The sequence below is a fragment of the Campylobacter concisus genome (genome assembly GCF_002912425.1).
GTDB classification, from domain to species: Bacteria; Campylobacterota; Campylobacteria; order Campylobacterales; family Campylobacteraceae; genus Campylobacter_A; species Campylobacter_A concisus_AH.
The window spans coordinates 100830-113103 of sequence record NZ_POYR01000113.1 but is presented as its reverse complement, the minus strand read 5'-3'; the positions used below and the strand labels follow the sequence as shown (position 1 = coordinate 113103).

Annotated in this window: 14 protein-coding genes; 7 read left to right on the top strand and 7 right to left on the bottom strand. The window is 39.7% G+C overall.

The genetic code is table 11. The annotated features are described in order from the left end of the window. Window positions 1-240 precede the first annotated feature (240 nt). Complete coding sequence (gene dsbD, locus CYP84_RS06300) at window positions 241-1968, bottom strand: protein-disulfide reductase DsbD (RefSeq protein ID WP_103637009.1); 1728 nt, start codon at window positions 1966-1968, stop codon at window positions 241-243. 107 nt (window positions 1969-2075) lie between these two features. On the opposite strand from dsbD, the gene ppk2 reads away from it, so the two are divergent. Beyond that, on the top strand, window positions 2076-2885 hold the full coding sequence (gene ppk2, locus CYP84_RS06295) for a polyphosphate kinase 2 (protein ID WP_002942696.1): 810 nt from the start codon (window positions 2076-2078) through the stop codon (window positions 2883-2885). Window positions 2886-2939: 54 nt separating this feature from the next. Here ppk2 and CYP84_RS06290 read toward each other — a convergent pair whose 3' ends face one another. The 5 genes from CYP84_RS06290 to CYP84_RS10765 form a co-directional block, all read right to left on the bottom strand. Further along, window positions 2940-3371: a trehalose-6-phosphate synthase gene (locus CYP84_RS06290; protein ID WP_103637008.1), complete on the bottom strand. Its 432-nt coding sequence runs from the start codon at window positions 3369-3371 to the stop codon at window positions 2940-2942. Between the two features lie 114 nt (window positions 3372-3485). Then, complete coding sequence (locus CYP84_RS06285; RefSeq protein ID WP_103637007.1) at window positions 3486-4775, bottom strand: major outer membrane protein; 1290 nt, start codon at window positions 4773-4775, stop codon at window positions 3486-3488. 196 nt (window positions 4776-4971) lie between these two features. Then, window positions 4972-5511: a thioesterase gene (locus CYP84_RS06280; protein ID WP_087580924.1), complete on the bottom strand. Its 540-nt coding sequence runs from the start codon at window positions 5509-5511 to the stop codon at window positions 4972-4974. A gap of 8 nt (window positions 5512-5519) precedes the next feature. Then, complete coding sequence (gene cmoB, locus CYP84_RS06275) at window positions 5520-6389, bottom strand: tRNA 5-methoxyuridine(34)/uridine 5-oxyacetic acid(34) synthase CmoB (RefSeq protein WP_258033907.1); 870 nt, start codon at window positions 6387-6389, stop codon at window positions 5520-5522. A gap of 1 nt (window position 6390) precedes the next feature. Next, window positions 6391-6558, bottom strand: coding sequence for a hypothetical protein (locus tag CYP84_RS10765; RefSeq protein ID WP_002942642.1), 168 nt, complete (start codon window positions 6556-6558; stop codon window positions 6391-6393). A gap of 92 nt (window positions 6559-6650) precedes the next feature. On the opposite strand from CYP84_RS10765, the gene CYP84_RS06270 reads away from it, so the two are divergent. The 4 genes from CYP84_RS06270 to CYP84_RS06255 are packed head-to-tail and all read left to right on the top strand — an operon-like array spanning window position 6651 to window position 9607. Continuing rightward, complete coding sequence (locus tag CYP84_RS06270) at window positions 6651-7730, top strand: transglutaminase-like domain-containing protein (RefSeq protein ID WP_103637005.1); 1080 nt, start codon at window positions 6651-6653, stop codon at window positions 7728-7730. Continuing rightward, entirely contained in the window at window positions 7727-8050 is a 324-nt protein-coding gene (locus CYP84_RS06265) for a hypothetical protein (RefSeq protein WP_009294140.1), read from the top strand. Before CYP84_RS06270 ends, CYP84_RS06265 begins: the two co-directional genes overlap by 4 nt. After that, window positions 8043-8300 (top strand): heavy-metal-associated domain-containing protein, encoded by a 258-nt coding sequence (locus CYP84_RS06260; protein ID WP_021085953.1) that lies wholly within the window; start codon window positions 8043-8045, stop codon window positions 8298-8300. Before CYP84_RS06265 ends, CYP84_RS06260 begins: the two co-directional genes overlap by 8 nt. Window positions 8301-8317: 17 nt before the next feature. Next, on the top strand, window positions 8318-9607 hold the full coding sequence (locus CYP84_RS06255; RefSeq protein ID WP_103637004.1) for a M28 family peptidase: 1290 nt from the start codon (window positions 8318-8320) through the stop codon (window positions 9605-9607). Window positions 9608-9645: 38 nt separating this feature from the next. Here CYP84_RS06255 and nth read toward each other — a convergent pair whose 3' ends face one another. Continuing rightward, window positions 9646-10278 (bottom strand): endonuclease III, encoded by a 633-nt coding sequence (nth, locus tag CYP84_RS06250; protein ID WP_103637003.1) that lies wholly within the window; start codon window positions 10276-10278, stop codon window positions 9646-9648. Between the two features lie 94 nt (window positions 10279-10372). Between nth and CYP84_RS06245 the strand changes: the two genes are divergently transcribed. Together CYP84_RS06245 and fbaA are read left to right on the top strand one after the other, a co-directional pair. Beyond that, on the top strand, window positions 10373-11191 hold the full coding sequence (locus CYP84_RS06245; RefSeq protein WP_009294116.1) for a peptidylprolyl isomerase: 819 nt from the start codon (window positions 10373-10375) through the stop codon (window positions 11189-11191). Between the two features lie 15 nt (window positions 11192-11206). Beyond that, window positions 11207-12271 (top strand): class II fructose-bisphosphate aldolase, encoded by a 1065-nt coding sequence (gene fbaA, locus CYP84_RS06240; protein WP_009294115.1) that lies wholly within the window; start codon window positions 11207-11209, stop codon window positions 12269-12271. Window positions 12272-12274: the final 3 nt, after the last annotated feature.

The window sequence follows — 12274 nt, the reverse complement described above, 5'->3', positions numbered from 1 at the left end:
TTACCTTGGTGTTAAACTAAATTTAGTTTCTATTTCTATTTGTTGGCATGTTTTAAAATTTAATAAATTTAAGATAATTTGCAAATTTTGGCTTTGTGATTTTACTCGCATCACCGCACGATATAAATTTGATAGTCTAAATTTACTTCTTTGCTATATTTCTAGCTAGTCGCAAGTCTGCAAAGCCTAGAAAAAATTGGCTGATAAATTTAAAATTCCAGCCAAATTTGCCTTTGTAATCTAAATTTTCTCAAGCTTTGCTATGAAATTTTTAGCATTTATAAAGCCGATCGTTCTAAGTGCTTTTTGCTCCTCGCCGTCTTTAAAAAGTAGAAGTGCAGGCGGATCGATGAGTCCAAAATTTCTTAACATCTCATCATTTTGCGCCCCGCCACTTGTCACGTCGATGCGAATAAGCGTAAATTTTGCTAAAGCATTTTTCACGCCAGCATCCTTAAAAGTGATGTGCTCTATCTCTTTGCAGCTCGCGCACCAGTCGGCATAAAAATCTACAAGTACAGGCTTGCTTGAACTTTTTATCATCTCATTTAACTCGTTTAAATTTCTAGCCTGTTTGAAATTTAGCTCGCTCTCGTTTTTGGCTAAATTTAGCCCAGAAAGTGGCGAAAAGGCATCTTTTGAGCCCAAAAATGCGCCAATTATTAGCATGAGTGAGTAGATAAAAACTAGCACGCAAAGCGCTTTTTTAAATTTAGTCCAGCCGCTATTTGCTGCCTCAAATGCCCCAAGATAAATGGCCGCAAAGACGCCTATGACGCCGTAACCTAGTAGCTCAAAAAACGCTCCAAGCACGCGTGCTAGGATCCAAACAGCCATGATGAGCATCAAAAAGCCAAAGAGTTTTTTAACTTCATCCATCCAGCCACCAGGTCTTGGCAGGAGTTTGCCAGAGCTTAGCCCTATCACAAGAAGCGGCACACCCATGCCTAGCCCCATGACAAAGAGCATGATGCCCCCATAAATGGCGTCTCCGCTTTGTGCGATGTATAGAAGTGCGCCTGCTAGCGGTGCTGCCACGCAAGGTGAGACAATGAGCGCTGAGGCAAAACCCATGATGAAAACGCCGATGAGGCCTGAGCTGTTTTGTGACTTTTTGCTGATTAAGTTTTCAAATTTAGAGGGCAGTTTGATGTCGTAAAAGCCAAACATACTAAAGCTTAAGATGACAAAAATGGTCGCAAATGCACCAAGCACGTAGATGTTTTGGAGTGCCCCTGCGATGCCAAAGCCAAGTAGGCTTGCTCCAACGCCAGCAAGCGCGTAGGCAAGGCTCATCGCAACGACATAGACTAGCGAGAGTAAGAAGCCTTTTTTGGCATTTAGGCTGCCACCCTTTGAGACGATGATGCTTGATAAGATCGGTATCATCGGAAAGACGCAAGGTGTGAGCGAGAGGAGGAGGCCGTAGCCAAAAAATGTCGCAAGCGAGATGAAAAAGTTTTTGCTGCTTAGCTCATTTGCAATGCTTTGATCTTCTGAAAGCTCGGTAAATTCAGGATTTGTTTCATCTTTTTGCTCTTTTTCAAATGCTATGATGCTAAATTTGCCAAATTTCTCAAATATGTCGTAAATTTTAGTTTGCGGGCGGTAACAGATGCCATTTTTAGCACAACCTTGATAACTTAAATTTAGCCTAGCACTACCGTTTTTAAGATGCTCTTTTACTAAATTTAATGGGATAAACAGCGAAAAATCTTTTGGGTAAATTTCATATTCGCCGGTGTTTTCGCTCTTTGGCATATTTAAGAGGCTGTTTATCTTCTCTTCGCCAAGTTTAACCTCAAAGCTATCTTTGTAAAGATAGATATTTTCGCCAAATTTAAACTTGATTTCCACGCCTTGTTCATCGATACTTGGGCTTAAAACAAACGCCTTACTAACGTCTAAAACCTCGGCAAAAAGCGAGCCTGCAAACAAAATGAGAGAAAAAATAAATTTAAAAAACATGCTAATCCTTGCTAAATCAAAAGAGATGATTTTAGTCTAAATTCTTAAATTTATTCTATTTTATAGTAAAATCGTGAAAAAGCGTGAAATTTTTAAAAGGAGTGATGATGTCAAAGGATAAAAAGCACCAAAAGAGCGATAAACTTGGCTATGAAGAAGAGCTAAGGCTGCTTCAGATAGAACTTTTAAAATTCCAAAATCATGTCAAAGACAAAGGGCTTAGGGTGCTCATGCTAATGGAGGGGCGAGACGCGGCTGGCAAAGGTGGCACGATAAAGCGCCTAACTGAGCATCTAAATCCGCGCGGTTGCCGTATCGTGGCGCTTACAAAGCCAAGTGACGTCGAGAAGACGCAGTGGTACTTTCAAAGATATGTGACACATCTGCCAAGCGCTGGCGAGATAGTGATCTTTGATAGGAGCTGGTACAACAGGGCTGGAGTTGAGCCAGTGATGGGCTTTTGCACGCAGGCTGAGCATAAAGAGTTCTTGCGTGAGGTGCCAAAATTTGAAGAGATGATCATAAACTCAGGCATCATTTTCTTTAAAATTTACCTCTCTATCACAAAAGAGGAGCAAAAAAAGCGCTTCAAAGAGCGTCTAAACGACCCACTAAAGCAGTTTAAAATCTCTCCAGTAGATCAAAAAGCGCAAGAGCTTTGGGATCAGTACTCCATCGCCAAATACTCGATGCTACTTGCCTCTCACAACAGCATCTCGCCGTGGGTGATCGTCTCAAGCGACAATAAAAAGGAGGCTAGGCTAAATGTCTTTAAATTTATCCTAACTCATGTCGAGTATCCAAAAAAGATAGATGAGTATCTAAAATACGACAAAAGCGTCGTAAGAGATGGAAGTGAAGAGATCAAGCGTATAGAAGAGGGGCTAAATAAAGATAAGCTAAAGAGCATTGACTAAATTTATTTGGGCTTGGCTGTAAATTTTGTGCTTTAAATTTATGGCCAAGTTTTGCTAAAGCCACCACATAAGTTTTGCCAGAATAACCATTGCCAGACAAAGCACAAGAGCTATGAGATGTGAAAATTTACCAAATGGATCTGGCTTTTTTAAGATAGTGACATTAAAAACAGAGACGAAAGTGATAAGACACATTAGAAGCAAAACTGCGATCTTTGTTAGCAAAAGCTTTTGAAAGTTGCTCTGCCACCAACCATGTTCGCCTCCAAGATAGTCCTTTGCCATATATGCCCCACTTATCAAAAGTAGTAAAAATGCCGTGCCAAAAACCTTTGCACTGCCTTTTGTGTAAGCCTTTTTGACAGCTTCAAGAGTTTGAGGATTTATCGTTTTTTTGGCAAATGGATATATGCAAACATCAAAAAATACATATCCTATAAAGATAATGGCACAAACTAAATGTGTAATGAGAGAGAAAAGATACATTTTTTGCCTTTTTTGTTTGGCATTATATAAATTTTATTAGTTGTATTTGCTGATTTTGATTAAGTATTGAGAAGTTGAGAAGATCCGAGCGAAAGCTCGCTCGGATAAATGTTTTTAGAAGCTATATTTTGCTTCAAATCTGATACGATCTTGTTTAAAGCTTTCGCCGTCTTTTTTGTCTTTAGCAGCTGCATACCAAGAAAGGAATGTAAGTTTTTTGCTGTATTTGTAGCTAGCATCAAGATACCACTCGTCTCTTTTTGCTCTATCTTTACCAAGAGCCCAGCTGTGACCTTTACCTTTAGTATATCCAGCGCCAAAGCCAAATTTATCTATGCTGTATCCACCATTAACAAACCAGTAGTCGTTGTTGCCTTTGATGTTGTTGTAAAATTGTTGGCTTCCAGCCATTCCACCATTTAGGATTTTTGCCGGATTGATTAGATCGCCATTTCCATCAAGTGTTACAAATGATGCCTTGCCTTTATTTTTTGCATCACTATCTTTGTTTTTAGCATCAAAGTCTAGGTAACCAGCGTTAAATTTAGCACCATATGCTTTTAGACCAGCTTGAACTGCCCAGAAATTTGCATCAGCCACATTTTTATTATCTGATTCATTATGAACATATTGAGCTTTACCATTGATGCTTACATCATCATTTACATTAAAGTCTAGGCCAGCATCTGCACCATAGAGCGCAGCAACTTCAGAAACATTTGCAATAGCTATTTTAAAAGAAAGTGGATCATAGTTTCCAAGAGCTGCTAAATAATAGATATTTGCAGATGAATCGCTAAATGTATTTTTATCTACTAAAGTGCTTACTAATGGACCACTTGTATCTGCACTCTCTGACTCTATAGCATCAAATGCAGCTGCTGCTAGAGTAAGGCCTGTAACATCAGTATTTACTACTTTAAGACCTGTGCCTACTAGGTCTTTTGCATCATAGAAAGTGCCTAGTAGTTGTTTACCAGCTGTAATAGTAGTGTTGCCTACTTTGTAGCCTAGATACATCTCATAAACGCCAAACGAACCAGTTGTATCTGTTTTGTCTGTGCCATTGCCACTAACATAATTGTATCTATCAGCAAATTTTCCTAGACCTTGATTATCACCTGAGCCATCTTTTGCTTCATATCTTAAATTTAAAACACCAAAGAAGTTATCGTCTATAGCAGCTTTAAATGCTGTTTGCATTCTGAAAACATGACCAGCTATGCTTGATTTTTTAGTATCAGAGGCAGCGCTATCTTTAAAGTGATCGTTTGTATAGCGATATCTTGCATATCCTGAAAGATCTACGTTTTTTATAGCTTCTTCAAGTGGAGTTGCACTTGCAACGCTTGAAAATGCACCTAAAGCAACCAAAGCAGCTAAGCTAACTTTTGTAAGTTTCATCTAAATCTCCTTTTGATAAAAATGTTTTGAAAGGATATTATCATAGAAAATTAATTTTATAGCTTAAATTTCGTTAAAAATTTCAAAAATTATTACCGATTGTTTACCAAAATAAGATAATGAGATAAGATTTGTCTTTAAAATTTTGAGTTTATTTGAAGTTAAAAGATGAGAATTTATATCTCATCAGTTAAATTTAGCCGTTGTTTTTGGCCTGCGCCTCTTCGCGCTCTTTCTTTTGTCTTATGGCGGCTTCTTTTTGGATATTTTTTTGCTGAGTGACAAAAATATGCTCTTCAAGTGTGACTAGCTGAAAGACGCCCTCAAAGATCTTGATCTCTTTTACATAACCTATCACTTTTACCTCTCTTTTTCTGCTCTCTTCAAACCTTGCTTGTGCATCAAATTCGACCACATCGCCAAGTTTAAGCGGTCCAAAGAAATTTATCCTAGCACCGATGCTAACGCAAAACTCTTCATTTATAGCTAAAAGTGCTGCGTAGTTTGCCCCCATGAAGACAAAACCGCTATGTATGAGCCCCTCAGCGTCACTTACCATGTCAGCCGTGGTAAAAAATCTAGTTTTTGCGTGATTTTTCTCAAGTAAAAATGCCGTTCCGCTAAAATTTAGCTTTGTTAAAGGAGCTGTTTTTATCTCGTTTCTTAGCGGGTTTTCGTCCTCTGGGAGGATTATTTGCGATTCGTCTTTTGCTTCAAAAATATTTTCATCTGCCATATTTATCCTTAAATTTTAACTCTCACGTAGGCTCTTTTTGGCGCTGGGTAGCCCTCGATGGTCTTTGTGCTGTCATCTGGGTTTAAGAAATTTACAAGACTCTCTCCGTCTATCCACTGTGTTTTTCGCTGCTCATTTAGATCAGTCGCCTTTGTATCAAGTAGGGTAAAATCTTTAAATTTAGCCCTCTCACACCAGTTACAAAGCGCGCTAAGCGTTGGCACAAAGTAGATATTTGGAATTTTTGAGTACCTATCTTTTGGACTTAGCGCAAAGTCGCCATCCATATCTATATACATCGTATCTAAAAATAGCTCACCACCTGGGTTTAGCGCGGTTTTTAGCTCTTTTAGCATTTTTATAGGATCGCTTCTGTGATAGATTACACCAAGGCAAAAAATGGTGTCAAATTTCGCTCCAAACTCTGGCAAGCTCTCTACTCCAAGAAGCTCGTAAGCGATATTTGAGCGGATAAATTTATTTAAAAAAGCAAACTGCAAATATGTATGCACGCTAGGATCAAATCCAGTTATGCTTTTTGGGTCGTACTCAAGCATCTTAAACATATAATATCCATTATTACACCCCACGTCAGCCACGCACTTGCCAGCTAAATTTAGATGCGGGACAAGGATATTAAATTTAATAAAACTTTGCCACTCGCTATCTATATATATATCATCAAGTAAAAATGGCCCTTTTCGCCAAGGCTTTAGGCTAAGGGCGAGATTGTAAATTTCATCTTTGCTCGCAGCGTTCAGCTCTTTAAATTTGACATTTACGCTCTCACTAAGGCTAAATTCGCAATCAAAATTTGCTAAATTTTCTATCCTATTATAAATTTGCTTTTGCTGCTCGTTAAATTTGCTAAGATCCACGCTATTTCCAGTCGACGATGTTGTGCGGACACTCTTTTTGGTAGGTGCCAGTCGCGTCATAATACTCTTTACAATCATTATAATATTGCGTCGAAACTCCACGCTCATTCATATAAAGACAACCATTGCAAAATAGCGCTATAAAGCCTAAAAATATAATCTTTTTCATGTGGTGGATTTTATCATAAATAAAAATTTTATGCTAGAATAGCAGGCAGTTTTAGAGCCAAGTTTGGCTAAGATTAAGCAAAAAGGCATTTTATGCAAAGAAGAGATTTTTTTAAATTCAGTAGTTTTTTAGGTGCAGCAAGTCTGCTTCCAAGTGTCACTCTAGCTAGCGACGAGCCAGCAAACTCAGTGGTTAGAAATTTCGACGTAAATTTCAAACACCAGCTTCTTGAAAAGGGCAAAAGCTCGAGAATTTGGTTGCCGCTCCCACTAAGCACCACTTATCAGCAACTAACCCAAGACTACGTCATAAACACAACAGCTAAAAACGTCTATATCTCAGACACGCTAATACCAACAATGTATGGCGAATTTGAAGAAAATGAGCAAAGACCTATTTTAAATATCCAGTTTAAAATTCAAACAACAGAGCGCAATACCGACTTTAGCAAGGTAAATTTCGATCCAAACGAGAAGGTCGATCCTGCGATTTTGGAGTTTTTAAAACCAACTTCACACATCCCAACTGACGGCGTTGTAAGAGCAAAAGCGCTAGATATAGTTGGAAATTTAAAGGGCGACTTGGAGCGCGCAAAAGCGATATATACGTGGGTTGCAAACACTATGCAGCGCGATAACAGCATCCTTGGATGTGGCACAGGCGACGTTAAAGCGATACTTGAAAGTGGCAAACTAGTTGGCAAATGCACTGACATAAACTCAGTTTTTGTGGGACTTTGCAGATCAGTTGGCATCCCAGCAAGAGAAATTTTTGGTATTAGGGTTGGCCAGTCTAGATTTTCAGATCAAATGGGTAGCGCAAAAGACGGCGTGGCTAAAATTTCAGGCGGACAACACTGCAGGGCTGAGTTTTACCTAAAAGGCTATGGTTGGATACCGGTTGATCCAGCTGACGTTACAAAGGTAAGATTGGGTGAAAAATTAACAAACGATGACGCTAAGATCAAAGCTGTTAGGGATTATTGCTTTGGCAACTGGGAGATGTGCTGGATAGGCTTTAACTACGGACGCGACTTTATCTTAAAGCCAACTCCAGAGCAAACTCCGCTAAACAACTTTGGCTATCCATACGCTGAAGTTGATGGCAACACACAAAACTACTATTCGCCAAAAGAATTTAGCTACGACTACGTCTCAACAGAGCTAAAATGAGAGCCTTTTGGCTGATACTAACATCCATAGGTAGTGCTATCGGCGCTACCTTGTGCTGCTTGCCGGCACTTCTTTTCTTGCTTTTTGGCACATCTTTTTCATTTCTATCTTGGACACAAAATTTATACGAGTACCGCGTCCCTTTAAGCGTCGTGGCAGTCATTTGCTTTGTGATCTCTGGTGTGGCTCTATTTTACAAGCCAAAAAGCTGCAACCTAAGCTATAAAAAGAAAAAATGGATACTTATATATATACTTTTTGGAGTGATTTTGCTTTTACTCCTTACATATCCGGAGCTTTTAGGAGAAATTTATGCGTAAAATTTTAGTTTTAGCCCTTTTAGTGGCTGCAAGCTACGCTGAGAAAACTATAGAAATTTCAGTGCCTAGCATGCACTGTCCGCTTTGCACAGCGATAGTTCGAAAGGCCGCACTTAGCGTTGAGGGAGTAAAAAAGGCAGATGTATCGCTAAAAGAGCGAAAAGCTGTCGTTATAGCAGATGACAAGGTCGATGAAAAAGAGCTTTTAAAGGCGGTAGATGCGACTGGCTATAAGGGCGAGATAAAATAAATTTAAAGGAGGCAAATATGTCAAAGAGCGAAGTTTTAACGAAATTTGAGACACTTGCGTCGATACCGCACTGCAGTTACGAGACTGATAAGATGCGTGATTTTCTGGCTAGCTATGCAAGAGATAAGGGCTGTGAAGTCGTGGTCGATAGCTTTGGCAACGTTCACGCATTTAAAGGTAAGCCAAAAATTTGCTTGCAAAGTCACTACGATATGGTCTGCATGGGTGACGCGCCAAAGATCGAGATAGTTTATGGCGATGATGGCTATATGAGGGCTAAAAACTCATCTTTGGGTGCCGATAACGGCATAGGCGTGGCTATCATGATGCAGATGATAAGCGAATTTGATGACATTGAGTGCCTTTTTACAAACAACGAAGAGGTCGGCATGGTCGGAGCTGCTGGCTTTAGTGGCGATCTAAAAGCCGATAAGCTTTTAAATTTAGACAGCGAAGAGGACGACCGTGTCACTATCGGCTGCGCTGGTGGTGTAAATTTATTTGCTACTATTGCGCTTAATAGCAAAAAGACAAAAGAGAGCACGCTTTATGAAGTAAAAGTGAGCGGCCTACCTGGCGGACACTCTGGCAACGAGATACATAAAAATATCCCAAATGCGATCAAGGTTTTGGCGGCATTTGTGACTAAAAATGGCTGCAAGCTTGTTAAATTTGAAGGTGGCGAGCGAAGCAACTCTATCCCAAGCGGCGCAACTGCACTGGTTTTAAGCGATAAAGAGCTAAAGAGCGAGTGTGAGAATTTAAGCGTGAAAAAGCTTGGCACGGGGGATGAAATTTTAGAAAACGGCGAGAAAATTTTAGCACTTATCAACTCATTTTCACAAGGTGTAAGAGCCTATAACTGCGAGCTAGGCATACCGCAAGATAGCGTCAATCTCTCACTTGCAAAGATCAAAGACGATGGCACGCTTGAAGTAGAGTTTTTCGCAAGATCAATGAGTAAAGACGGCCTAAATAGGATGGAATTTGAAATTTCAGAGCTTGCAAAAGCGGTCGGTTTTAGTGTCATTTCAAAAGATAGAAACCCAGCTTGGAAGCCAGTTAATGATAAATTTGCAAACGATATCTTGGATGAACTTAAAATTTATAAGCCAAATGCAAGGATAACAGCTGTGCATGCTGGACTTGAATGTGGAGTGCTTTTAGAGAAAAAAGCAGGTCTTAGTGCATGTTCTATTGGACCAAACATCTACTCACCTCACTCTACAAGAGAGCACTGCGAAGTGGCTTCTGCGCTTTTTATAGAAAAAGTAGTTCGCGGTATCGTTAAAAAATATAACTCATAAAAAAGTAAAATTTGCTAGAAATTTCTAGCAAATTTTATCTATATCACCTTGTCCTTGCTCTTGCAAAGATCACTTAAGATGCACTCAAAACAAAGCGGCTTTTTAGCCTTGCAGGTGTAGCGTCCAAAAAGAACCATCGCTTGATGAAGCTTGCCAAGATCAGTTTTAAAGGCAAGAGTTAGATCCTCTTCAGTCGCTTCTGGCGTCTTTGCACTGCTTAAGCCAAGTCTATGCGATACTCTAAAAACATGCGTATCAACTGCCATTACGTTTGCATTTGTCGCCTCTAAAAGCACGACGTGAGCGGTCTTTTGCCCAACTCCAGCAAGGGCTTTTAGCTTCTCTTCATCAAGCGGAATTTCTCCGTTATAAAGCTCAACCACGCTGTTTGCCATCTTGATCAAATTTACGGCCTTATTGTTAAAAAAGCTGCATGAGTTTATCATCAGTTTTAGACTGGCTAAATTTGCGCTAGCTAACTCAAAAACATCTTTATATGCCTCAAATAGGGCAGGTGTGATCAAATTTACCCTTTTGTCTGTGCACTGAGCTGAGAGCATGACGCAGACAAGAAGTTCATATAAATTTCTAAACTGAAGCTCGCTTTTGGCGTCTTTAAACTCTTCTAAAAGCCTTTTTTTTATCTCTAAAATATCTTTTTTTGTTCTCATTTGGCTATTTTACCTAAAATTGCAAGTTAAACGAAAAGTTACCGCATTATTTGATATAATTTTGCCCATAAAATCAATTTTTTAAAGGATTTATATGAAAAAATTTTTGTTTCCAGCAGTTTTAAGTTTAGCTGCAGCTGTCACTCTAAACGCAGCAGTAGTTGCAACAGTTGATGGCGATGCTATAAACGATAGCGATATCTCAGCACTTTTATCAGCGGCTATGCCAGGTTTTGACGCTAGCAAGCTTCAACCAAATGAGAAAAAACGTATAATCGACGATCTAATCAACAGAAAACTTCTTTTAAAAGATGCAAAAGCGACAGGTATTGAAAAAGATGTTGATTACATCAAGGCTGTAAAAGCTGCACAAGAAGGCATCGCAGTTGAGCTTTATATGAGAAAACTATTTGACGGTATAAAAGTAAGCGATAGCGATTTAAGAGATTTTTATAACAAAAACAAAGCTAGCATGAACCAACCAGCTCAAGCAAGAGCAAGACATATCTTAGTTGAAGATGAAAAAACAGCAAACGACATCATCGCTCAACTTAAAAATTTAAAAGGCGAGGCTCTAACTAAGAAATTTGCAGAGCTAGCAAGCCAAAAATCAATCGACAAAGGCTCAGCAGCACACGGTGGCGAGCTTGGCTGGTTTGGTCAAAGCCAAATGGTAAAACCTTTTGCAGACGCAGCATTTTCAATGGCTAATGGCACAGTTTCAACTAAGCCAGTTAAAACTCAGTTTGGCTACCATGTTATCTTAAAAGAAGATGGTAAAGCTGCTGGCACTGTAAGCTTTGAACAAGCAAAACCAGAGATCGAGCAAGCTGTAAAAATGGAGAAATTCCAAGCTGCTGTTAGACAAAAAAGTGAAGCTCTACGCCAAAAAGCAAAGATAGAATACAAATAAAATTTGGAGGATAAAATGGGCGTTTTAGATATCGTAAAACCTGGTGTTTTAAGCGGAGATGATGTAACAAAACTTTATGCTTATGCCAAAGAGCAAGGTTTTGCAATACCTGCTGTAAATGTCGTAGGCAGCGACTCGGTAAATGCTGTTTTAGAAGCGGCAAAGGTTGCTAACTCGCCTGTTATCGTTCAGTTTAGTAATGGCGGTGCAGGTTTTTACGCTGGTAAAGCCTGCGAAAACGCAGCCGTTCTTGGTGCGATCGCTGGAGCAAAACATGTTCATCTGCTTGCCAAGGCTTACGGCGTGCCAGTCATTTTACACACTGACCACGCTGCTAGAAAGCTTTTGCCTTGGATAGATGAGCTAGTAAAAGCAAGTCATGAGTATAAAAAAACTCACGGCGTGCCACTTTTTAGCTCTCACATGCTTGATCTTAGTGAAGAGAATATCAACGAAAATTTAAGCACGTGCGAGAAGTATCTAAAGGAGCTTAGCGAGCTTGGCATCAGCCTAGAAATAGAGCTAGGTGTCACTGGTGGCGAAGAAGATGGCGTAGATAACACAAGTGTTGATAATGCACTTCTTTATACTCAGCCAGAGGACGTCGCGCTTGCTTATGAAAGACTAAGCAAGATAAGCGATAAATTTAGCATCGCAGCTAGTTTTGGTAACGTTCATGGTGTCTATAAACCGGGCAATGTCGTGCTAAGACCAGAAATTCTTAAAAACTCACAAGCCTATGTCGCTAAGAAATTTAATACAAAAAGCGACAAGCCAGTAAATTTTGTATTTCACGGCGGTAGTGGCAGTGAGCTAAAAGATATCAAAAATGCTGTAAGCTACGGCGTTATCAAGATGAACATTGATACCGATACTCAGTGGGCATTTTGGGACGGTGTGCGCGAGTATGAGGCTAAAAATAGAGCGTACTTGCAAGGTCAGATCGGCAACCCAGAGGGCGATGACAAGCCAAATAAAAAATACTACGATCCAAGGAAATGGCTAAGAAGTGGCGAGGAGAGCATGGTTAAGCGACTTCAGACTGCTTTTAGCGACTTAAACTGCCTAAATAGGAACTGATCC

Coding starts and splice junctions, on each gene's coding strand:
- nth (WP_103637003.1), bottom strand. CDS start 10,278: ATGAGAACAAAAAAAGATATTTTAGAGATAAAAAAAAGGCTTTTAGAA.
- CYP84_RS06260 (WP_021085953.1), top strand. CDS start 8,043: ATGCGTAAAATTTTAGTTTTAGCCCTTTTAGTGGCTGCAAGCTACGCT.
- CYP84_RS06265 (WP_009294140.1), top strand. CDS start 7,727: ATGAGAGCCTTTTGGCTGATACTAACATCCATAGGTAGTGCTATCGGC.
- ppk2 (WP_002942696.1), top strand. CDS start 2,076: ATGTCAAAGGATAAAAAGCACCAAAAGAGCGATAAACTTGGCTATGAA.
- fbaA (WP_009294115.1), top strand. CDS start 11,207: ATGGGCGTTTTAGATATCGTAAAACCTGGTGTTTTAAGCGGAGATGAT.
- CYP84_RS06270 (WP_103637005.1), top strand. CDS start 6,651: ATGCAAAGAAGAGATTTTTTTAAATTCAGTAGTTTTTTAGGTGCAGCA.
- dsbD (WP_103637009.1), bottom strand. CDS start 1,968: ATGTTTTTTAAATTTATTTTTTCTCTCATTTTGTTTGCAGGCTCGCTT.
- CYP84_RS06285 (WP_103637007.1), bottom strand. CDS start 4,775: ATGAAACTTACAAAAGTTAGCTTAGCTGCTTTGGTTGCTTTAGGTGCA.
- CYP84_RS06255 (WP_103637004.1), top strand. CDS start 8,318: ATGTCAAAGAGCGAAGTTTTAACGAAATTTGAGACACTTGCGTCGATA.
- CYP84_RS06245 (WP_009294116.1), top strand. CDS start 10,373: ATGAAAAAATTTTTGTTTCCAGCAGTTTTAAGTTTAGCTGCAGCTGTC.
- CYP84_RS06280 (WP_087580924.1), bottom strand. CDS start 5,511: ATGGCAGATGAAAATATTTTTGAAGCAAAAGACGAATCGCAAATAATC.
- CYP84_RS06290 (WP_103637008.1), bottom strand. CDS start 3,371: ATGTATCTTTTCTCTCTCATTACACATTTAGTTTGTGCCATTATCTTT.
- CYP84_RS10765 (WP_002942642.1), bottom strand. CDS start 6,558: ATGAAAAAGATTATATTTTTAGGCTTTATAGCGCTATTTTGCAATGGT.